The organism is Legionella genomosp. 1 (assembly GCF_900640215.1).
GTDB lineage: Bacteria > Pseudomonadota > Gammaproteobacteria > Legionellales > Legionellaceae > Legionella_C > Legionella_C quinlivanii_A.
Map to the genome: position 1 here is coordinate 255,638 of NZ_CAAAJH010000002.1, position 21,630 is coordinate 277,267.

Sequence of the window (21,630 nt, forward strand, 5' to 3'; positions counted from 1 at the left end):
TGAAAAATATTTTGCTCACAAGGATACAAGATTACTATGCCCAGTCAAACCATTGTAAACAGAAAATGGCTGACGCGGATCTGGAAATCCCTGCTCACCGTTTCATTATTAGCCTTACTGCTTAATTATGCTCTTGCTTCCAATAACTGGCATAAGCTCACATCGGGCGTTGAGTATCAGGAGCTTAAAGAAAGTTATTTAACGCCCTGGGCTCATGTGTACGCCTTCAAAATCAATTTAAAGTATAATCAACTTTCTTTAGTCTTTGCCAAAGATATGGCAGTCAAATACGCGTCAGCTGACGAATATGCACAGCATAGTAATGCTTTAATCACCATTAACGGCGGCTTTTTTGATCAGGACTTTAAGCCTCTGGGTCTTCGGATAAAAAACAGACAGTTAAAAAGCCCTCTGAAGCAAATCAGCTGGTGGGGAATCTTTTATATCAGAAACGATAAACCCTACATCACCAATGTGCGTCAGTTCAAACGAGACAATCAGATAGAATTCGCAGTTCAAAGCGGGCCTCGCCTCTTAATTAATGGTCAAATCCCTCCTCTAAAGCCGGGACGGGCGGAACGCAGTGCCTTAGGCATTACGCGTGATGGAGAAGTTATTATACTGGTCACCGACAATGCCGCGCTGTCTACCATTGAGCTTGCGCAAATCATGAAAGCACCGCCGCTGAATTGCCTGAATGCACTGAATCTCGACGGTGGAAGTTCCAGCCAGCTGCATGCGCAAATTGATGCCTTCCGCCTGAATGTTCATGGCTTCTCCAATGTTTCCGATGCAGTGATTGTTAAAAAGAAATCCTGACCGAGTATAGCGCATTACAATACTTCGTCAGTGCCGCTTTAGCATTGGTAAAAGCAGCAGATCCACGCTGTTTATAAACCTGTGGATAAAATGTAAATATCCTCCAAAACCCTAATAAACTTCAGGCTTTGTTCTCTTGTGAATTCTGGGGATAACTTGCTGACAAACACTATATGTACTAAAATTTAATTAGCAGCAACACAATATATTGGGTTTTTAGCTTGAGTATGAAATTGAGTATGTTAGAATATTCTGCTCTGAAAAATAAAAACACAATAATTCTGGAGCGAACATGTCAGAACTTCTTGAGCCGGTAAAAGATGTGCCGTACATAAGTCAACTGGAATTGACCGCCAATGCCCCTGGTGCGATTAAAACTATTAAACGCAATGGGAAAGTGGTTGATTATGACGCGAGTAAAATCAGAATTGCCCTTACCAAAGCCTTTCTTGCAGAAGAAGGCGCTGCCGCTGCAACCTCCGATCGTATCCGGGAACAGATTGAAGAACTGACTAATCAGGTCACTCAAGCCTTTAAGCGGCGCATGCCCACTGGCGGAACCATTCATATTGAAGACATCCAGGATCAGGTTGAGTTAGCCTTAATGCGCAGCAGCCATCACAAAGTGGCGAGAGCCTATGTGGTATACCGCGAGAAACACCGGGAAGCGCGTGAAGCCAAGCTGCAGCAGCAGGCCAAAGACAGCAAGGTTCCTTTAATTGTCATGCCGGATGGAGAAAGCAGACCGCTTGATATGTCGCGTGTACAGACCATTGTCGAGGAAGCCTGCCGAAATCTTTCCAACGTTCAGGCCGAGCCGGTCATTAAAGACGCTCTGCGTAACTTATACAATCAGGCTAAACTGACAGAAGTTCATAAAGCCCTGATTATGGCTGCCCGTGCGCTGGTTGAGCGTGAGCCTAATTATACTTATGTCAGCGCACGTCTGTTGCTTGACAGCCTGCGCAGTGAAGCACTGTCTAAATTAGGTATGCAGACTGAGGCCACTTTTGATGAAATGAGCAATCTCTACCCTGCTTATTTCAAAGCCTATATTGCTCAAGGCATTAAACAAGGCCTGCTGGATCATAAGCTGGGCGAATTTGATCTGGAAAAACTGGCAAAAGCCTTATTACCGCAGCGCGATATGCAATTTACCTATCTGAGCCTGCAAACGCTTTATGATCGCTACTTCCTTCATGAAAAAGGCATTCGCTACGAATTACCACAAGCCTTTTTTATGCGTGTCGCGATGGGACTTGCTACTCGTGAAGCCAATCGTGAAGCCAAGGCCATTGAATTTTATCAATTGCTATCCTCATTCGATTATATGGCCTCAACGCCTACTCTGTTTAATTCCGGTACGGTCCGTCCACAATTATCGAGCTGCTATCTGACAACAGTTCCTGATGATCTGGATGGCATTTATGGCGCAATCAAAGACAATGCCTTACTGTCCAAATTTGCCGGTGGTCTGGGCAATGACTGGACGCCCGTTCGGGCAATGGGTGCTCATATTAAAGGCACTAATGGCAAATCACAGGGTGTTGTTCCCTTCCTGAATGTGGCTGATGCGACCGCAGTAGCAGTGAATCAGGGCGGCAAACGCAAAGGCGCTGTCTGTGCGTATCTTGAATGCTGGCATCGTGATGTTGAGGAATTTCTTGAGCTTCGCAAAAATACCGGTGACGATCGCCGCCGTACTCATGATATGAATACTGCCCTGTGGATTCCTGATTTATTCATGAAACGTGTCCATGAAGAAGGCGAGTGGACCCTGTTTTCTCCTGATGAAGTACCCGGCTTGCATGATCTCTACGGTCAGGCGTTTGAATCAGCCTATAAAGAGTATGAGAGCAAGGCGCGTCTTGGTGAAATTCACAATGCCAAAACGATTCCTGCGATTAAACTGTGGCGAAAAATGCTTTCCATGTTATTTGAAACTGGCCACCCCTGGCTAACATTTAAGGATGTCTGTAATCTTCGCTCACCACAACAGCATGCAGGCGTCGTTCATAGCTCCAATTTGTGTACGGAGATCACTTTAAATACCTCCAATGAGGAAATTGCGGTTTGTAATCTGGGCAGCCTTAATTTACCGGCCCACATTAAAAACGGCAAAATTGATCGTGAAAAATTAAAACGAACCATAACGACTGCTGTTCGTATGCTGGATAATGTGATTGACATTAATTATTATTCCGTGCCTCAGGCTCGAAACTCCAACTTAAAGCATCGCCCAGTCGGTATGGGTTTAATGGGCTTTCAGGATGCGCTTTATGAAATGAAGCTGGATTATGCGTCACAGGAAGCCGTTCAGTTTGCTGACGAATCAATGGAATTAATCAGTTATTATGCTATTGAAGCCTCTTGCGAACTGGCCAAAGAGCGCGGCAGTTACTCCACTTACGAAGGCTCATTGTGGAGCAAGGGCATTCTGCCGATTGATTCTATCAACTTATTGCAGCAGGCTCGCAGTAAATATCTGGAACAGGATCGCTCACAACGTCTGGACTGGGAAGGTTTGCGTGTGAAAGTCCGTACTCAGGGCATGCGTAACTCCAATGTGATGGCGATTGCTCCCACAGCAACCATTTCCAATATCTGCGGCGTTTCGCAATCCATTGAGCCTACTTATCAGAATCTCTATGTTAAATCGAATCTGTCCGGCGAATTTACCGTGGTTAACCCTTATCTGGTTGCCGATTTGAAAGCATTGAATCTCTGGGATGAGGTAATGGTCAATGACCTGAAATATTACAATGGCAGTGTTCAGCCTATCAGCAGAATCCCTGAGGAATTGAAATCCCGTTATGCAACCGCGTTTGAAATTGACCCAATGTGGTTAATTGAAGCCGGCTCACGACGTCAGAAATGGATCGATCAAGCGCAATCATTGAACGTTTATATGGCAAAACCATCCGGTAAAAAGCTGGATCAGCTCTATAAACACGCCTGGTTACGCGGTTTGAAAACCACTTATTATCTGCGAAGCCTAGGGGCAAGTAACGCAGAAAAATCCACAGTTACAGACGGTGCGCTTAATGCAGTCAAGATTGATGAGCCTAAAGTATGCTCTATCCTTGATCCCGATTGCGAAGCATGCCAATAAAGGAGAACTCCATGCCAGAATTACAAGAATCATTAAACACCCCATTATCTCATATGGGAGCAACCGGCCTGGAAGCGCTGGAAATGGGTGCAGGACGCATTCATGTTGACGATAAACAAATTATTAACTGTCGGGCTGATTTAAATCAGCTCGTACCTTTCAAGTACAAATGGGCCTGGGATAAATACCTGACTGGCTGTGCCAACCATTGGATGCCGAATGAAATTAACATGAGTGCCGATGTGGCCTTATGGAAAGATCCTAACGGGCTAACCGAAGATGAGCGACTGATTGTGCTTCGCAATCTGGGATTCTTCTCAACAGCCGATTCATTAGTTGCCAATAATCTGGTATTAGCGGTTTACCGGCATATTACCAATCCCGAGTGCCGTCAGTATCTGCTTCGTCAGGCCTTTGAAGAAGCGCTGCATACCCATGCTTATCAGTATGTCATTGAAAGCCTTGGATTGGATGAAGCGGCAGTCTTCAACATGTATAGGGAAATTCCATCGGTCGCGACCAAAGCAGCCTGGGCCCTGCCCTTTACCCAAAGTCTGGGGGATCCGAACTTCCATACCGGTACACCGGAAAATGATCAGCGCCTGCTGCGCGATCTGATCGCATTTTATGTGGTTTTTGAAGGTATCTTCTTCTATGTCGGCTTTACCCAGATCCTGTCAATGGGCCGTCGAAATAAAATGGTAGGAACCTCCGAACAGTTCCAGTACATTTTGCGTGATGAGTCCATGCACATGAATTTTGGTATTGATGTCATTAATCAGATCAAAATTGAAAATCCACATTTATGGACACCCGCCTTTAAAGAAGAAATCATTCAATTGATTCGTCAGGGTGTAGAACTCGAGTATCAATATGCCAGAGATACCATGCCGCATGGTATTTTGGGAATGAATGCCGAAATGTTTGAAGAGTATCTCCACTTCATTGCCAATCGCCGTTTGAGCCAGATTGGCTTGCCAGAGCAATATCCTGGCGCGGAAAATCCCTTCCCCTGGATGAGCGAAATGATGGACCTCAAGAAAGAGAAAAACTTCTTTGAAACCCGTGTCATTGAGTATCAGGCAGGCGGTACATTAAACTGGGATGACGAATAACCTGCAATTCTGTGTTAATCAACATGCTGTCCTTAAAATCCTCTTTTCCAGACTGATTGAGGTATCTTCCCTTAGAATCCTCTCCCCTCAGGGGAGAGAGTTAGAGAGAGGGGCTTCAAATTCCCCCCTCATCCTATTCTCAAAAAAGCTATTTTTTGACAAAGTATCTTAAAAAATATAAAATCCGCACAAATTATAAACAATATTGATTTAGAGGTAATTCGTGCAATCAACAGCAATTATTCAAGCCGCATTAGCCAAGGATAAAGAACACAAAGTGTTATCTGAGAATGATTATATGGTTTCTGTTTTTAAAAAGGCTCTTCCGAACTCGAGAGGCAATGTATTAAATGAATTTGTCAGTTTCCTTGAGTACCGCCGGAGTGGAACCTGGCTGCTCAGAGAGAGCCGCACCCCCGGCATGATTACCTTATCTTTCGTAACATTAAATGAGCCAGTCAAGCACCAACGCTATGCCTACTGTAACAACGAATGGATCATTGTAACCAGCGAGTCAATTGAACAGACGAAATGCGACCCTTCTTTTAAACCGCATTACAAAGAAACCTTAGAAAAAAAAGAAACTGAAGAGGCTCAGGAAAAAACAATGCTGTCCTCTTTACTGGATAAGATATTCACGAAGTTTCCGGAAATCGTCAAAGATAGATTACTTATACCCACAGAGGAGCAAGCCTCTTCAAACTCAAATTATATTCATCACAGCCCTTACATCCACTGGCATGAAAAAGCATTACCCAGCCCCAAAAAGTACGTTGAACCCCTGAAAGGTCTTGACAAAGCGATGAGCGTACTGCGCTTGTCAACAGGAAGTATTAATTACTGGGATAAAACCAAACCCTCTCTATTTCAAAGGTATCAGGAACTAACCCTTCCCGATCTTAAACTGTTTAAGGACGCTTTAAACCAGCCATTTCCTTATGAATCCGGGATTGCCAAAGACATGAAGGATTTATTTTCAACATGGCTTCAAATAAACCGACTAGAGGAAGATTTATTCTGTCCTGTCGAACAAGATCTTTTTAGTGAGCCCTATGTGCTTGAATCGGGATATATCATTAATAGCTCGGTATTATATCATAATGGAAAACATCTTGAGAGATGTCCCATCACCCGCAAGGAAATAGATCAAAACCCCTCGCGCCTTAAAGGATACCGCAGTAAATTGGCGGAAGCATTGCTTATGTTTTATGATGGGATTGCGGCCTACCAGAAATCTCAGACTACCTTCCTGCCACATCAAAGGCCGCCAGAAAATGATCAGAAAGGACTGCCAGAGGTCGATGAAAAGGAAGCTGAGAAAAACGATAGCCAATTTCGCTATTAATCGTCGACTTGCCTGTGCAATTTGTCTCCCCATAATGACAACTTCCCTTCTGTGGGGGAAGTCGTTGTTGCATAAATGAAGTTCTATTTATGCAACACCCGCGCGGGATGACAGCCCATGGATACATTTACTAACTGCTTCCCTTGCTGTTCTACTACCCAAAACCGATTGCACTTTCCTTACTGCTCCTTATAATAGCTTTATTCGTAAAATAAACAGGAAAAACAATGCGGGCTTCACAATGGTTCTTACCGACCCTTCGCGAAACGCCGAATGATGCAGAAATTGTGTCACACCAGCTGATGCTTCGTGCAGGTATGATTAGAAAACTGGGTTCAGGACTTTACACCTGGCTGCCTATGGGTCTTAAAGTGTTACAAAAAGTCGAGCACATCGTCAGAGAAGAAATGAATCGCTCACAGGCAATGGAAGTTCTGATGCCCGCTGTTCAACCTGCAGAACTCTGGCAGGAAACCGGGCGCTGGGATACTTTTGGCGGCCAGTTACTTACGATGACCGACAGCAACGAGCGTCACTACTGCTTCGGCCCCACGCATGAGGAAGTCATTACCGACATCATGCGTAATGAGTTGCAATCTTATAAGCAATTGCCCGTTAATTTTTACCAGATCCAAACCAAGTTCCGTGACGAAATAAGGCCGCGTTTTGGGGTAATGCGTGCCCGTGAATTCATAATGAAAGATGCCTATTCTTTCCATCTAAGCCAGGAAAGTCTTCAAGCCACTTATAATACAATGTATCAGACTTACTGCAGAATTTTTGACCGCCTGGGTTTGCGTTATCGCGCGGTCGAGGCAGACACAGGAGCAATCGGCGGCTCCGCTTCGCACGAGTTTCAGGTACTCGCTGATTCTGGCGAAGATATTATCTTTTACAGTAATGAGAGTGATTATGCCGCCAACGTCGAACAGGCCAGCTCCGTGATTCCTGCAAAAGCAAGCCCTGATTTGAGTCGTGATATTCAACTGGTTGATACCTTGAATCTCCGTACTATCGACGAAGTCGCCAGCCATTTAAAGATTCAAGCGGCTGAGATGGTTAAAACCCTGATTGTAGAAGGACAAGAGCATCCACTGGTTGCACTGGTCTTACGCGGTGATGACGAGTTGAACGAAGTCAAAGCTGCCAAACATCCGCTGGTGAAATCTCCGCTGCGTCTGGCTGACGATAAAATGGTAAAATCCTCACTGGGAGCGCCAGTCGGCTCTCTGGGGCCTGTGGGCTTATCCATTCCTGTTATTGCGGATCATCATGCACTGGCCTTGACTCATTTTGTCTGTGGCGCCAACATTGAGCATAAACACTATACTCATGCCTGCTGGGGAAGAGATGCTCAATATCAGGATGCTTATGATTTACGCAGCGTTAAAGAAGGCGATTTAAGCCCGGATGGCAAAGGCAGACTAATGTCCTGTCGCGGAATTGAAGTTGGCCATGTGTTTCAACTAGGTGATAAATATGCAGCCGCAATGAATGCTTCAGTCATCAATGAAGAAGGCCAATTACAAGTCATGCAAATGGGTTGTTACGGTCTGGGTATCTCACGCGTAGTCGCTGCAGCAATTGAGCAGCACCATGACGAACGAGGTATTTTATGGCCCCTGGCCATCGCTCCTTTCCAACTGGTGATTATCCCGATTAATGCTCAACGCTCTGAAACCGTGAGAGCTGCAGCTGAAACGCTATACAACCAATTAATCGAGGTCGGTGTGGAAGTATTGCTGGATGACCGCAATGAAAGACCAGGCGTATTATTTGCAGACTCTGATTTAGTAGGTATTCCTCACCGTCTGGTAATCAGCGAACGCCATTTAGAGCAACAGTCTGTAGAATACAAGGCACGGAATAAGGAAGAGCTCAGTATGATTCCGCTGGATGAGGTCAGTGACTTTGTGAAACGTATATTAACTGCCAAATAAGTCAGTAGCCCGGTTGCCATGCAACCGGGTTTAATTAAACAGACAATACGCTGTTCAATAATTTTTTTGTATAGTCTTCCCGGGGCGAGTTCATAATCTGCTCTACACTGCCCTTTTCCACCACCTTGCCATTGCGCATCACCAGAACGTCATGAGCGATATAAGAGACAACGGACATGTTGTGCGTGACAAATAAATAAGAAACACCCAGCTCATATTGCAATTCTTTAAGAAGATTCAGAATTTGTGCCTGAACGGAGACATCCAGCGCACTGGTGGGTTCGTCACATATTAAAATCTCAGGTTCAGTTGCCAGCGCACGGGCGATACAAATTCGCTGTCTCTGCCCTCCTGAGAACTGATGGGGATAACGGCTTAAGCAATTTCGGGGCAGATTGACCTGCTCCAGTAACTGCTGTTGACGGCGATGAATCAAGGCTTTGGATATTCGCTGGGCAATCATACCTTCTGCTATTATTTCGCCAATTGTTAAGCGCGGATTTAATGAAGAAAAAGGATCCTGAAATACAATTTGCACTTTCTTGCGATAAGCGCGTAACTCCCTGCCTTTAATCGCCTGAATATCTTGTTCTTTGAATCGAATTTCACCAGAAGTCACAGGCTGTAATTTTAAAATACTGCGGCATACGGTTGTTTTTCCACAACCAGACTCACCCACTAACGCCAGTGTTTTGCCCTTATGCAGATCCAGTGATAAGCCATCCACTGCCTTAATCAACGGCTGATTTCTTTTAAACAGCCCGCCTCCCACTTTAAAGTATACTTTGAGATCACGCACTGATAAACAGACTGGCGCCTCCTTTTCCTCTATACTCCATAAGGTCTGAGAGGCATTCAGCGGTGGCAATTGCTTCAATTCGGGATAAAGATGGCAACGGATAAGATGTTCGCCCGACTCTTGTATCTGCGGGATTTCTTTATGGCAACGTTCAAAGGCATAAGCACAACGAGGATGGAACAGGCAGCCTTCTGGTAAGTTATCCAATGAAGGCACAGCGCCTGAAATAGTTTGCAAGCGGCCAAATCGTTTTTCAAACCTGGGCAAAGAGGCCATTAATTGCTGGGAATAGGGATGTTTCAAATGACTGAAGTATTCTTCAACCTCCGCCGCCTCGACTAATTGACCGGCATACATCACACATACCCGGTCAGCGACCGCTTTCACCACCCCCAAATCATGAGTGATGAGTAACATGCTCATCTGCCGTTGCTGCTGCAGTTTTTTCAATAGCTTAAGGATTTGAGCCTGAATGGTCACATCCAGGGCGGTTGTCGGCTCATCAGCAATCAGGATGTCGGGCTGATTCGCCAGGGCCATTGCGATAACAACACGCTGCTTCTGTCCTCCAGACAGTTGATGCGGATACTGCTGCAAACGGAGTTCTGGCTCTGCAATCTCAACTTCTGTTAGTAATTCAATCAAACGCTTTTTTAAGGCACTGCCTGATAACTTCTGATAACGGCAAACGGCTTCAGCTAACTGTGCGTCAATACGAAGCACCGGATTTAAAGCGGTCATCGGTTCCTGAAAAATCATCGCCAGACGTTTCCCTCGTAAAGCCCGGATTATCTTTTCAGGTAAATCAAGTATATCTTTATTGTCGATTAAAATCTGACTCTGCATGCCATATCGAGCCGTTACCGGAAGTAAACGCATCAGGCCTAAAGCAGTGATTGATTTACCGCAGCCGGACTCACCCAGTAAAGCAAGCGTCTTTCCGGGCAATAATGAAAAATCGAGTTCTTCGACCGCTCGGGTCGTTTTGGCTCGGGTTTCAAAATAAATAGATAATTTTTTAACTTCTGCCGCATCATTTAATTGATTCATAAATCAGGTCGCAATAAAGGATTAATTATCGCCTCAATCAAGCTGGCGAGTTGTTTCAAACAGTCAAGTTTTACGCTTTGTGAGCGATGAAACAGCGCAATAGTTCGGTATGGAGCAGGTTCAGCGAAAGGAAATATTTCAAGCTGTTCTGAATTATTTCTTACAGCTAAAGCAGGCAATAAAGTAACCCCCAAACCCGATTGCACCATTAAACGCAATGTTTCAAGGCTGGTTGCGGTAAAGTCCACACCCGTATTGGCTCTGGCAGTTCGACAGATATCCATCGCCTGCTCTCTGAGGCAATGTCCCTCTTCCAGCAGCAGCACTGTTTGCTCTGTTAAATCATTCAGATCGAGAGGCGCTGCTTTAGAAAATGGGTAATCCTTGGAGCAGGCGAAATAAAAAGGTTCTTTGAAAAGGATAATCGGTTCAAAATCTGCTTCCACCGGCATTGCCATTATAGCCGCATCAAGCTCACCCAGTGCCAGTTTGGAAGTCAGACGATGTGTCTGTTCTTCAATTAACCAGACACGAAGCCTGGGGAAACGTTTTTGAATCTCGGGCATTATCAAAGGTAACAGATAAGGGGCCAATGTAGGAATCACACCAAGACGCAGTTCACCCGAAAAGGGATCGGACAATAACTGGGCCATCTCCTTTAATTGTCGGGTCTCATGCAAGACAGATTGAGCCTTTTCCAGGATTTTTCTACCGGCCTCCGTTAAAATCACTTGCTTATTAGACCTTTCAAACAGCAGGACGCCGAGCTCATCCTCCAATTTTTTAAGCTGCATGCTCAAAGTAGGCTGACTGATATGACAAAGCCTGGCTGCCTCGCCAAAATGCTGTGTTTTTGCCAAAACAATAAAATAGTGCAAATCCCGTAAATTCATGTGCATCCAGCAAAATTAACTAATAACTCTTTAAGCACCAGATTATTTATTACCCTAATAGACATGGTGCAGATCCGTTAAACTCTCTCTCTAACTCTCACTGCCATTAAGTTAAGGAAATTTTGTCTTTCCCGCGAAGGCGGGAATCCATTCCTCAATTGACATTATAGCGAGCTCAGAGATGGATCCCCGCCTTCGCGGGGAGGACAGTTTATATACAACTGAGCTTAACTTAATGGCAGTGTCTCTAACTCTCTCCCGAGGGAGGTCTTTAAGAATGACACACTTTAATAAATACTCGCAAAAATTCCGACTTTTTCTCGCCTTTTTTTTAAAGCTGTGTCAAAATTTACGTTTTTATCCAAAAATAAACCAATGGATAAAAGCTAACCAATTCAGAAATTCTAATAAATATAATAACGAATGAAGTCATTAACTAGTCTACACTCCCCTCGCTTTCTCATTTGGCTGGTAGGAGTCTCCTTTGTATTGTTTCAATTTTTTCTGCAATTGTCATCTGGCATCATCATAGGTGCGATTATGCAGGAAACGCTGATCTCCGCATTTACCGCAAGCTTGCTAAGCAGTGCTTTCTATTACATTTACACCAGCCTGCAAATCCCTGCCGGGATGCTGTTTGATCGCAGAAATACGCAAACCATTCTGACCACCACCGCCTTGATATGCAGTATCGGTTGCTTTATTTTTGCCAACTCAATGAATATTTATCTGCTATTTTTTGGTCGGATCATTATTGGAATGGGCTCGGCTTTTGCCTTTGTGGGTTTGTCACATCTCTTGCGCCAGCATTTTTCATTGCGGCAGTTTGGATTTTTAATTGGCTTATCAGAAACCCTGGGATTTGTCGCCACCATGTTCGGTATTATCGGGCTGGGTATACTAGTCAGCTACTTCGGATGGCGTGAATTCATCAATTCAGCTGCCCTGGTGGGCTGTCTGATCGCCTTTTTCGCCTGGCTTTTTATCCCGGCAACCACCTCTGTACAACCAATCAGTTATTCAATTGCTGATTCACTGAACATTATCATTCGTTGTAAAACCCAGTGGGCTAACGGCTGTTTCGCCGGCCTTGGCTTTACGGTAATCACAGTCTTTGGCGCAATGTGGGCCATTCCCTTTATTCAGGCTAAACTGGGATGCAGTCTGAAAGAAGCCAGCGTCATCGATTCCATGCTGTTTTTAGGAGCGGCCATCAGTTGCCCGCTTTTTGGATATTTGAATGCCTGTTTAAAACAAAGAAAACCGCTGATGTTCGTTTCTTGCACTCTGACGGCTATCTTGCTTTATGTAACGCTTTATTTCCCTTATAACGATCCGGTGTTGATGAGCGTTTTGTTTTTTATGACCGGGATTAGCTGTGGTTCTTATATGCTTTCCTATACGATCTCCAATGAAATTTCGCCTCAGGGGGCACTGTCAACCAGCACAGGATTTACAAATACACTGGCCATGCTCACTGCCCCGATTTTCCAGCTGCTTACCGGGTTTCTTCTAGACTTGTATGGCGGTCCTGAACATCACTATAATCTTCAGGCTTATCAGATTGCCCTGGCCGTTTTGCCAGTGAATTTATTAGTTGCGAGCTGTCTGGTTTATTTTTTGCCGGAGAAAAAAGCGAAATAGAATAGTCGAATCGCTGTCAGCTCACTGTCTTATCGACACTGACCTGGCTCAAGTCATTTTTACTAATTGCACAAAACCCCGGACGCATCCCGTTGGTTAGGCCCAGGATTATACGGTGATTGACAGTTTTATCGAATAGCATATCCTCCAGAGAGAGCTTCACTTTCGGAGATGAGATTTGAATTTGCCAGCTGCCTTGCTTTTCCTCTTTAACTGTCACCGATTGTGTCATATTAACCGCTTCTCCCTGATCATTTCGCCAGCCAGCCACAGCCGCCTTCATCGCATCAGGCTCTTTCATGTTAACTGAGTAAAAGGCACTTCCATCGTTAAACTGGCACAAAACCCCCATGAATAAAGGTTTGCTTGCCTTTGAGGAATCAGCCCAGACTTGCCGAAACCAGGCTTTGGACGCAGTCACAAACTCTTCCTTGCTACCGCTTCCTGTTTGTAAATGACCGTTCAAATGACCAGTTTGACTAATCTGCAACTCCACCCCGCTTTGAAGTTTTTGCTGCTTTGCTGAAGAAGTCTCGGCTAAACCCAGCATATCCACTTTAAAATTAAATCCTTTATTTTCCTTGCTTTTTACACCAAAAATCCAGCTGTCGTTAATGGGATAATAATGGAGAAAGATTCTGCCAGCTTTCAGTGAAGCTTTATCAGCCGCATCGACCTGGCCATCACTTTCCTCATAAAGCACTACTTCCCTGGTTGTACCGTTAATTAATGTCGCAAAAGCATGCAGATCTTTATCGTTACGCTGTATTTCCAGGTAATATTGATATCGCTCGTCATTCTCATTAACCACAATGCCGGCAAAAGTCCAATTGGCCTGTAAAGCATCAAGAGAGGGAACCGGTTTGCTGACCGGCACTTCAGCAGTCGCGATTAATTCCGCATTGGAGCCGCTCTTTACCTCAGCCGGTTGGGTATCCGCATAAATAAGACCGGTTAAAGCCAGATAAAATCCCAGGATGTATAAAGAAGCTCGCTTCATCTCTGATAACCTTTCAAATGTTGATTCGACCACAAAGCCTGCCAGAATGAGGGAGCTAATCTGGCTTCTACCGGTAAAAAATACCAATTATCCGCAGCAAACGATTTACACTTAACCGCATCTTTTTCCGTCATGATGACGGTTTTTTCCGAAAAACAAAGATCGCTTGCATTGTACTGGAAGTGATCTGGAAAAGGATATTGCCGGCAAATGATTCCCTCTTCTTTAAGAGTAGTAAAAAAGCGGGCCGGATGTCCAATACCCGCCACAGCAGCTACAGGCATTTCCAGAGATTCCGCATTAATGGTATGCCCGCTTGCCAGATGCTGTATAGCTCCCGGGTGTATGCTCATCGTGTACGCTTCCTGCCAATAACCGCCATTAACGACCACCAGATCAGCGGTTTTAAGCCGAGACGGTCTTTCGCGCAAAGGACCGGCCGGAAGACAAAAACCGTTTCCAAGCCCCCTCACACCATCAATGACTACAATTTCAATTGCCCTTCCCATGCGATAATGCTGCAAGCCATCGTCACTGATAATAATTTCCGTTTGGAATTTTTCCAGTAAATAGCGAATGGCCTCTACCCGTTTTGGTGCAATAACTACCGGGCAGGATAATTTACTAGCGAGCAGTAAGGGTTCGTCACCGACCTCAACTGCTGTGTCAGCTGATGAAACCTCATGCGGAAAAGTAGTTATTGATGCGCCATAACCACGACTGACTACCCCTACTCGCAATCCTTTGCTCTGGAATTCGTTCACAAGCGCTGCTACCAAAGGCGTTTTACCGACCCCGCCAACGCTCAGATTACCGACTACAATCACAGGCACTTCAAACTGCTGCTGTTTAAATGTCCGCAGATAGAATCGCTGCAGCATGCTCGCAAGCTGATAAAAAAGCGAAAGCGGCCAGATTAACCAGCCGAATCGTCTTGAACCATACCACATTTTTTCCAGGCAGGACTGTATCAAACTAGCATTTCCTCTTCATGGGTTACACCAAGCCCCTGGGCATTATAAAGCTGTGCATAATGGCCATCTTTTGCCAAAAGCTGCTGATGAGTACCCTGCTCTACTATTCTTCCCTGATGCATCACAATAATCTTGTGGGCCCGTTGTATGGTTGATAAACGATGAGCAATAATTAATGTGGTTCTATTCTTCACCACCTCATTTAAGGCTGCCTGAATAGCCCTTTCCGATTCACTATCCAATGCGGAGGTCGCCTCGTCAAGAATCAGAACAGGAGCGTCTTTCAAAATGGCTCGAGCGATGGCAAGACGCTGCCGTTGGCCGCCCGATAAGAGGATACCATTTTCACCGACCCGAGTATTATAGCCTTCAGGCAATAAACGAATAAATTCATCGGCATAGGCTTTTTTTGCAGCCTCAATAATTTGTGCCTCAGTTGCCTCAAAACAGCCATAAGCTATATTATTCGCCAGGCTGTCATTAAACAAGGTAACCTGTTGACTTACCAGAGCAATCTGTTTTCTGAGACTGGCGAGACTAATGTCTTTCAAAGGCACACCGTCCAGCAGAATTTGCCCCTGGTTCACTTCATAAAAACGCGGCAGTAAACTGGCAATAGTCGATTTACCACTCCCCGAATGACCTACCAGAGCCACGGTCTCCCCCGCATTGATTGTAAAACTGATTTCATGCAATACAGGAGAACCCTGACGATAGGCATAACTTACCTTGTCAAAAACGATATTTCCCTTGGCTCCTGCGCATAAGGTTTTACCCTTATCCGATTCAATTGGCTTGTCCAGCAAGGAGAACACACTTTCAGCACCCGCGAGGCCCCGCTGAATAGTGGCATTCAATGTCGTCAAGGTTTTCATGGGTTTTATCAGTTGCAGCATGGCTGCAATAATTGCCAGAAAGGACCCGGCAGAAATAGTGATTACGGTAGTCAGCTGAATGGCAGCCAGAATAATCAATGCAATTCCAACGGCAATAACAAACTGGACTCCAAAAACATTGATTGCTTTAGTAACAGCAACCTTCATATCATTTTGACGAGAGAGCTCCGTTGCCCGATTAAACTTTCTGGTTTCATAGTCTTCACCGCCAAAAATGCGCACCACGCCATAGCCATCAATTGCCTCAGCGGCAATTTCTGTAACCAGGCCCATCGTTTTCTGTAACTTATGGCTGATTCGGCGAACCCGCTTATTGGTAAAATTAACAATTATGCCAACGAAAGGAATCGTCAGTAAAAACATCAGTGAGAGTTGCCAGCAGATAATCATCATCACCGCCAGCAAACCAATAACCAGACAGGTATTCTGCACAAAGTCAGTCAGGGCGTCCGCGCTGACCTGAGCTACCTGCTCCACGTCATATAATATCTTTGATAAAAGCTGGCCGGAGGTGGCTTCATCATAATAATCAGCAGGCAACCTTAATATATGGGAAAAGACTTTCTGCCGTAAAGCCTTTACTACCGAGCGCGCTACCCAGGTCATGCAATAACTGCCCAAAGAGCTCATCAGACCACGTACAGTAATACCGACTAAAATAATCAGCGGAATCTTCTTGACAAAGCTCATATCAATATCAATGAATCCTTTGTCAAGAAAGGGACGCAGCATGTATGTGAGGCCCGCGTCAACCAGCGAATAGATAATATTGGCGGCAATTCCAAGTAACAATACTAGCCAGAATGGTTTAACGTCTCTCATTAGGCGACGGTAAAGGGAGCTGGTGCTAGTGGTCAATTTTTCGGTCATAAATAAAACTGAATAGCTTTAAACAAGGGCAAATTGTAACGCCATTTGCAAGAAGTACCAAATTTACCTGCAGAAGAGCACTCAAAAGCCGCCCTATTACTTTTGATCTTTTTTTAATCCTTTAACTAATTGAGAGATCAATTGAGGGCCTTTGTAAATTAATCCGGTGTAAACTTGTAGCAGAGAGGCCCCGGCATTGAGCTTTTCCCTAGCGGCTTCCACAGATTGAATGCCGCCAGCGCCAATGATGATCAACTGGTTGCCAATGGCTTCTTTAAGAACGCGAATGCATTGTGTTGAGCGCTCCTGTAACGGTTTTCCGCTAAGCCCCCCCATCTCTTTGCTTTCCGGAAGATTCTCCACACCCACCCGGGTGCAGGTGGTGTTTGTTGCGATAATTCCGGATATCCCGCATTGTGCGGCAACATTGGCAACAATCTTTAACTCTTCATCGCTTTCATCCGGAGACAGTTTGATCACCAGAGGTACAAAGCGCTGATGCTGGTCTGACAATCTTTTTTGCTCATCCACAATACTGGTCAGTAATTGAGTAAGCAGCATTTCCTGATGGAAAAGGCGCAAATCAGGAGTATTGGGTGAAGAAATATTAATCGTAATATACGATGCACAAGTGTAAATTCTTTTCAGGCAAAACAGATAATCATTAACCGCTTTATCCATTGGAGTATCTTTATTTTTGCCAATATTGATACCCAGGATCCCCCTGTAAGAGGATTTCTGAATATTATTAACTAATACGTCGACCCCGCGATTATTAAACCCCATGCGGTTTATCAGTGCCTCTGCATTGGGCAAACGAAAAAGACGTGGCTTTGGCATTCCTGCCTGCGGACGCGGTGTGACCGTTCCTACTTCGACAAATGAAAACCCCATTTTAGCCAAACCATCAAGATGCGATGCATTTTTATCCATTCCGGCAGCCAAGCCGATGGGATGATTAAACCGCATCCCCAAAACGTCAACAGGTAAGGAAGGAGCTTGTCTGAAACAAAAAGCAGGCAGCGAATCCAGTAGAGCCAAGGTCATGCGATGCGCTTTTTCGGCATCCATAGAAAACAATAACGGACGAATCAGTGAGTACATTCCCTCTCCTTTCAGAAAATCAGGGTAACTGCTTTGGATGCTAACCAGTGTAATGATCTGAACCCTGAATGCGGTAAATCTGCCTCACTGCTATTAAGTTAAGCTCACTTTAAATTGAACTGTCATCCCAGCGAAAGTCTTGTTGCGTAAATGAAGACAGGTGCACAAAAAAACCGTCTTTGCGAGCTTTAGCGAAGCAATCCAGCTCCTTACTTTGTTCAAGTTTCGATCTGGATTGCTTCACTTCGTTCGCAAAGACGACAAGTTAGTTGCTTGGTTCTATTTACACAACAACGCCTTCGCGGGAATGACAAAATTTCGTAACTTAATGGCGATGAATCTGGTCTGCACTATTAATGTTTCCTCTAGATTAACATTCTTTCATCTTCCATGAAATCATGACCGCTCCATCCATTGCTGTTATTTAAAAATCATTGCTATGATATTCAAGTGTAGTACAGGGTAGCCGTATCTAAGGCTTATTTCAGAATCGAAATGCCTACGTTCCGCGCTTTATGCGCGGAATCCAGTCTCGATCTTTATTCAAATTATGTGGATGCCGTGCATAAAGCACGGCACGTAGGCGAAAAGGCTTTTAATGTTCAAAATTTAGATGCCATTACCCTGATAGTACAACCCTTTGACATATTGGATTTTTGTCAAACCGAAGCCCAGCCTTATCTGTTTAATCAGTTAATTGACAAAAGGAGTTGTTAATGATTGAGATTGATCCTGCTAATTTGGACGCGCTGTCCAAGCCTTTTATGAGAATTTTGCTCGCCTCTACAAACGACCCGTTGTTTGGGCAGGGGGTCCACTATATTCCATTGTATAGCAACCTGCTTCCTGAAGGCGAAAACCAGGTCACTGTTCCTGTTCTGGTTAAAAAAGCCTTTCTCGCTAAACCCAGTAAACAATATCCCGGTGAGTTCACCCTTGATATTTTTTCGGATCAAATAGGCTCAGGCTCTTTCGCGAAAGTTTATGATTCAGAGGGCAAAGTGAAAACTCGTCTGGATTTCAAGTTCCTCAAAAGAGAAGGTGACAATGAAAATGTGATTAAAGCACTTCATTATACTGAAGATGACCGGAAAAAAATTACAAAAGAAGCCCAGAGAGCCAGTCTGGGTGATGAAATAAAATGCAAACCGCCATTGTTCAGCAATCAATGGGCCTTTTTAGTAATGAGTAAAGCCAAAGGAATTCCGCTCTCTCGTGTGATTGATAAGATGAAAATCGGGGAGATCAATCCTACCCTGCGCCAGATGATCCTTGCAACCAAGTCAATTTTAATGCAGGTCGATACAGTTCAGCAAAAAAAATACGGACATCGTGATATTAAGCCTGCTAATATTTTACTGGATCTGTCCAAAGGTAAGGCGACATTGGTCGATTTTGCTTTTGCCAAAGAACTGAAACATCCGCAGACGTATTGTAAAACAAATAAAGGAACCCCTCTTTATCTTGCCCCCGAGGTGTACAGGCATGGTTATATAACCTCGCAATGTGATGATTATTCCGCAGGTCTTTGTCTCGCCGAGCTATGGGGGGACACACTCCTTGATCTCATTTCCATTAGTGGCGACGCAAAACGCCTATATCGGCGAAATCGTGAAGAAAGATTTAAAGATCTGTACGCTCGAATGAACTTGTCAGATACTGCTAAAATTCTTCTGGACACTCTGATTTATGGCTTGACCCGATATAATCCAAAATTTCGACTGACAAGTAAGGATGGGATCGCTTTATGTGACCAATTGCTGCAAGAGGCTAATCTCGATGAATTGATTTATACCCCTCCTACCCCTGAAGAAAGAGAACAGGAATTCGAGGACGAATTGATAGACAATTTATCAGACTGTGTCATTGATATACCGGAAGACTGTGATCTGTTCGGTTATGGATTATCTCATTAAGCAGCCAGAGCCACTACTGCGGTGGCTCTGTCAAACTCTATAATTCGCACTCCTGCGCATAGATACGCAGCATCACATTGCCCTTCTCTTGTAGATGATAGGCGACTGTGCGTAATTCAACACCATAATTTTTCTGCTGTAATACTAACAGCACCGGGCCTAGTAATGGCGAAGGAGTTCCAAAGCGATCAATAAGAGGAAATACTCTCAGCTCTTTAGCCACTCGAGTCAACTCCTGAATGACTTCAATATGAAAATCAAGACTCTGATTGTCCAGTCCAGCAAACAGATAATGGGAACTCAGGGCCAAATCAAAATGAAAGTTGTCAAAAGGTAAATGGATCTGTTGAATTCCCTGATAACGCTTGTCATGCTTTCCTTTCTCATAGTCTGAAAAAAAGGCCTCCATTCCCTGCCGTCTTTTTTCAACCAAACCATCCAAACCGCCATAATCAGCAAAATCGTATTTGTCGTGATCCTGTTTAACACGTGCAATCATATCCTCAAATACCAGGGAAGTTTTGGTTTTTAACGTGGCGAGATCCAAAGAAAACAGGGGATCACAGCTTACACAGGAACTGGAATAAGCCTGAACCTCTGTATTAAAAGCGTTGGGGCCACAACCGAATTCGAGTATATTGGATTTCAGATCGTCATCACTCAAATCAAACATCTCACGATAATCATCAATGTGATGTCCCCAAAGTACCAGTTTGCTCATTTACACACCTCTTCTTCTTTTTGAACGCATTGGATTTTGCTGCGATGATTTACTGTGCTAAGCTAAAAATCTCAATAGGATGCGTTTAACAAATAAAATCAGGTTGAAAGTTAAACTTGATTGGGTATAGTCTAGCTCATTTGCTCCATGAATGTGAGTGCTGAAAAAACAAACAGGAAAAACAAGCCACTGTTTTTTTATTCATTGACTTGAGCATGACCTAAGTGATTATTGCTAGGACAGCTCCTTACTACAGGAAAGTCATCATGTATACTGGTTTACAATTTCAGTTAGGCGAAACAATTGATTTATTACGTGACAGTGTTTACCAATTTGCCCAAAAAGAAATTGCGCCTTTGGCTGCCCAAATTGATGAGGAAAACAGGTTTCCCCATTTTTTATGGCGTAAATTAGGGGAAATGGGCCTGTTAGGAATCACCGCCGGTGAAGAATATGGCGGAGCCGATATGGGTTATCTCGCTCATGTTATCGCTATGGAAGAGATCTCGCGCGCATCTGCCTCAGTCGGTCTAAGCTTCGGTGCCCACTCCAATCTTTGCGTCAATCAAATATCCTTAAATGCCAGTCCGGCACAAAAAGAAAAGTATTTACCCCGGCTGATAAGCGGCGAGTTTGTAGGGGCATTAGCCATGAGCGAAGCCAATTCCGGCTCGGATGTCATGAGCATGCAATTACAGGCGAAACGTTCCGGCGACCATTTTATCTTAAACGGCTCCAAAATGTGGATTACCAATGGGCCCGATGCCGATGTGCTGGTTGTCTACGCCAAAACAGAGAAAGATGCGGGAAGCAAAGGCATCACTGCATTTATTATTGAAAAAGGCTTTCCAGGATTTAAAACAGCACAGAAATTAGACAAACTAGGAATGCGCGGCTCCAACACCTGCGAACTGGTTTTTAATAATTGTGAAGTTCCTGCTGAAAATATTCTTGGCGAGCTGAATCAGGGAGCCAAGGTATTAATGAGCGGCCTGGACTATGAACGAACCATTCTTTCCGCGGGCCCTGTAGGCATTATGCAAGCCTGCCTCGATGTGGTTTTGCCTTACGTTCATGAACGTAAGCAATTTGATAAACCTATTGGTGAATTTCAGTTCATCCAGGGCAAACTGGCTGACATGTATACCCAGCTTACCGCAAGCCGGGCTTATGTATATAGCGTTGCCGCAGCCTGTGACAGGCATCAGGTGAGCCGCAAAGATGCAGCCGGAGTGATTTTATACACCGCAGAGAGAGCAACACAAATGGCATTGGAAGCCATTCAGATTTTAGGTGGGAATGGTTACATTAATGAATACCCGACCGGACGACTGCTGCGAGATGCCAAACTCTATGAAATAGGCGCTGGAACCTCGGAAGTCAGACGAATGTTGATTGGTCGTGAACTTTTTAAAGAAACTGAATAAGGAAA

The 21,630-nt window shown here is 44.5% G+C and carries 16 protein-coding genes; 9 read left to right on the forward strand and 7 right to left on the reverse strand.

What is annotated here, in order from left to right:
• The first annotated feature begins 36 nt into the window (after positions 1 to 36).
• The 5 genes from E1O89_RS03320 to E1O89_RS03340 all read left to right on the forward strand — a co-directional run bounded on the left by E1O89_RS03320 (position 37) and on the right by E1O89_RS03340 (position 8,331).
• Positions 37 to 819: a phosphodiester glycosidase family protein gene (locus tag E1O89_RS03320; RefSeq protein ID WP_133138925.1), complete on the forward strand. Its 783-nt coding sequence runs from the start codon at positions 37 to 39 to the stop codon at positions 817 to 819.
• Between the two features lie 292 nt (positions 820 to 1,111).
• A complete protein-coding gene (locus E1O89_RS03325) occupies positions 1,112 to 3,931 on the forward strand; it encodes a ribonucleoside-diphosphate reductase subunit alpha (RefSeq protein ID WP_133138926.1) in 2,820 nt (939 codons plus the stop codon).
• 11 nt (positions 3,932 to 3,942) lie between these two features.
• Positions 3,943 to 5,046 carry a ribonucleotide-diphosphate reductase subunit beta gene (locus E1O89_RS03330; RefSeq protein ID WP_112218264.1) on the forward strand — a complete coding sequence of 368 codons (1,104 nt, stop codon included), beginning with the start codon at positions 3,943 to 3,945 and terminating at the stop codon, positions 5,044 to 5,046.
• Between the two features lie 223 nt (positions 5,047 to 5,269).
• Positions 5,270 to 6,391, forward strand: a complete 1,122-nt coding sequence (locus E1O89_RS03335; protein WP_133138927.1) for a hypothetical protein — start codon at positions 5,270 to 5,272, stop codon at positions 6,389 to 6,391.
• A gap of 227 nt (positions 6,392 to 6,618) precedes the next feature.
• Entirely contained in the window at positions 6,619 to 8,331 is a 1,713-nt protein-coding gene (locus tag E1O89_RS03340) for a proline--tRNA ligase (RefSeq protein ID WP_133138928.1), read from the forward strand.
• Between the two features lie 34 nt (positions 8,332 to 8,365).
• Here E1O89_RS03340 and E1O89_RS03345 read toward each other — a convergent pair whose 3' ends face one another.
• Positions 8,366 to 10,180, reverse strand: a complete 1,815-nt coding sequence (locus tag E1O89_RS03345) for a dipeptide ABC transporter ATP-binding protein (protein ID WP_133138929.1) — start codon at positions 10,178 to 10,180, stop codon at positions 8,366 to 8,368.
• Entirely contained in the window at positions 10,177 to 11,073 is an 897-nt protein-coding gene (locus E1O89_RS03350) for a LysR substrate-binding domain-containing protein (protein ID WP_133138930.1), read from the reverse strand. Before E1O89_RS03350 ends, E1O89_RS03345 begins: the two co-directional genes overlap by 4 nt.
• Positions 11,074 to 11,496: 423 nt before the next feature.
• Between E1O89_RS03350 and E1O89_RS03355 the strand changes: the two genes are divergently transcribed.
• Positions 11,497 to 12,717 carry an MFS transporter gene (locus E1O89_RS03355; protein ID WP_133138931.1) on the forward strand — a complete coding sequence of 407 codons (1,221 nt, stop codon included), beginning with the start codon at positions 11,497 to 11,499 and terminating at the stop codon, positions 12,715 to 12,717.
• Between the two features lie 16 nt (positions 12,718 to 12,733).
• Here the strand turns inward: E1O89_RS03355 and E1O89_RS03360 are convergent, their stop codons facing one another.
• The 4 genes from E1O89_RS03360 to E1O89_RS03375 form a co-directional block, all read right to left on the reverse strand.
• Positions 12,734 to 13,717, reverse strand: a complete 984-nt coding sequence (locus tag E1O89_RS03360; RefSeq protein WP_133138932.1) for a hypothetical protein — start codon at positions 13,715 to 13,717, stop codon at positions 12,734 to 12,736.
• Positions 13,714 to 14,667, reverse strand: coding sequence for a tetraacyldisaccharide 4'-kinase (gene lpxK / locus E1O89_RS03365; protein ID WP_262337385.1), 954 nt, complete (start codon positions 14,665 to 14,667; stop codon positions 13,714 to 13,716). The genes E1O89_RS03360 and lpxK overlap by 4 nt, the downstream gene beginning before the upstream one ends.
• A 20-nt stretch (positions 14,668 to 14,687) precedes the next feature.
• Positions 14,688 to 16,457, reverse strand: a complete 1,770-nt coding sequence (gene msbA / locus E1O89_RS03370) for a lipid A export permease/ATP-binding protein MsbA (RefSeq protein WP_133138933.1) — start codon at positions 16,455 to 16,457, stop codon at positions 14,688 to 14,690.
• A 96-nt stretch (positions 16,458 to 16,553) separates the two neighbouring features.
• Complete coding sequence (locus E1O89_RS03375; protein WP_133138934.1) at positions 16,554 to 17,561, reverse strand: quinone-dependent dihydroorotate dehydrogenase; 1,008 nt, start codon at positions 17,559 to 17,561, stop codon at positions 16,554 to 16,556.
• A gap of 495 nt (positions 17,562 to 18,056) precedes the next feature.
• On the opposite strand from E1O89_RS03375, the gene E1O89_RS03380 reads away from it, so the two are divergent.
• Positions 18,057 to 18,278, forward strand: a complete 222-nt coding sequence (locus tag E1O89_RS03380) for a hypothetical protein (RefSeq protein WP_133138935.1) — start codon at positions 18,057 to 18,059, stop codon at positions 18,276 to 18,278.
• Positions 18,278 to 19,477 (forward strand): protein kinase domain-containing protein, encoded by a 1,200-nt coding sequence (locus E1O89_RS03385; RefSeq protein ID WP_133138936.1) that lies wholly within the window; start codon positions 18,278 to 18,280, stop codon positions 19,475 to 19,477. Before E1O89_RS03380 ends, E1O89_RS03385 begins: the two co-directional genes overlap by 1 nt.
• 37 nt (positions 19,478 to 19,514) lie before the next feature.
• Here E1O89_RS03385 and E1O89_RS03390 read toward each other — a convergent pair whose 3' ends face one another.
• Positions 19,515 to 20,198, reverse strand: a complete 684-nt coding sequence (locus E1O89_RS03390; protein ID WP_133138937.1) for a hypothetical protein — start codon at positions 20,196 to 20,198, stop codon at positions 19,515 to 19,517.
• Positions 20,199 to 20,464: 266 nt separating this feature from the next.
• Here E1O89_RS03390 and E1O89_RS03395 point away from each other — a divergent pair, with 266 nt between their 5' ends.
• The gene (locus tag E1O89_RS03395; protein WP_133138938.1) at positions 20,465 to 21,625 is read left to right on the forward strand and encodes an isovaleryl-CoA dehydrogenase; all 1,161 of its coding nucleotides are present in this window, start codon (positions 20,465 to 20,467) and stop codon (positions 21,623 to 21,625) included.
• Positions 21,626 to 21,630: the final 5 nt, after the last annotated feature.

What these genes read in the sequence shown, in the direction of transcription:
- E1O89_RS03320 (WP_133138925.1), top strand. Translation starts at nt 37, where the DNA reads ATGCCCAGTCAAACCATTGTAAACAGAAAATGGCTGACGCGGATCTGG.
- E1O89_RS03325 (WP_133138926.1), top strand. Translation starts at nt 1,112, where the DNA reads ATGTCAGAACTTCTTGAGCCGGTAAAAGATGTGCCGTACATAAGTCAA.
- E1O89_RS03330 (WP_112218264.1), top strand. Translation starts at nt 3,943, where the DNA reads ATGCCAGAATTACAAGAATCATTAAACACCCCATTATCTCATATGGGA.
- E1O89_RS03340 (WP_133138928.1), top strand. Translation starts at nt 6,619, where the DNA reads ATGCGGGCTTCACAATGGTTCTTACCGACCCTTCGCGAAACGCCGAAT.
- E1O89_RS03345 (WP_133138929.1), bottom strand. Translation starts at nt 10,180, where the DNA reads ATGAATCAATTAAATGATGCGGCAGAAGTTAAAAAATTATCTATTTAT.
- E1O89_RS03350 (WP_133138930.1), bottom strand. Translation starts at nt 11,073, where the DNA reads ATGAATTTACGGGATTTGCACTATTTTATTGTTTTGGCAAAAACACAG.
- E1O89_RS03355 (WP_133138931.1), top strand. Translation starts at nt 11,497, where the DNA reads ATGAAGTCATTAACTAGTCTACACTCCCCTCGCTTTCTCATTTGGCTG.
- E1O89_RS03360 (WP_133138932.1), bottom strand. Translation starts at nt 13,717, where the DNA reads ATGAAGCGAGCTTCTTTATACATCCTGGGATTTTATCTGGCTTTAACC.
- lpxK (WP_262337385.1), bottom strand. Translation starts at nt 14,667, where the DNA reads ATGTGGTATGGTTCAAGACGATTCGGCTGGTTAATCTGGCCGCTTTCG.
- msbA (WP_133138933.1), bottom strand. Translation starts at nt 16,457, where the DNA reads ATGACCGAAAAATTGACCACTAGCACCAGCTCCCTTTACCGTCGCCTA.
- E1O89_RS03375 (WP_133138934.1), bottom strand. Translation starts at nt 17,561, where the DNA reads ATGTACTCACTGATTCGTCCGTTATTGTTTTCTATGGATGCCGAAAAA.
- E1O89_RS03380 (WP_133138935.1), top strand. Translation starts at nt 18,057, where the DNA reads ATGCCTACGTTCCGCGCTTTATGCGCGGAATCCAGTCTCGATCTTTAT.
- E1O89_RS03385 (WP_133138936.1), top strand. Translation starts at nt 18,278, where the DNA reads ATGATTGAGATTGATCCTGCTAATTTGGACGCGCTGTCCAAGCCTTTT.
- E1O89_RS03390 (WP_133138937.1), bottom strand. Translation starts at nt 20,198, where the DNA reads ATGAGCAAACTGGTACTTTGGGGACATCACATTGATGATTATCGTGAG.
- E1O89_RS03395 (WP_133138938.1), top strand. Translation starts at nt 20,465, where the DNA reads ATGTATACTGGTTTACAATTTCAGTTAGGCGAAACAATTGATTTATTA.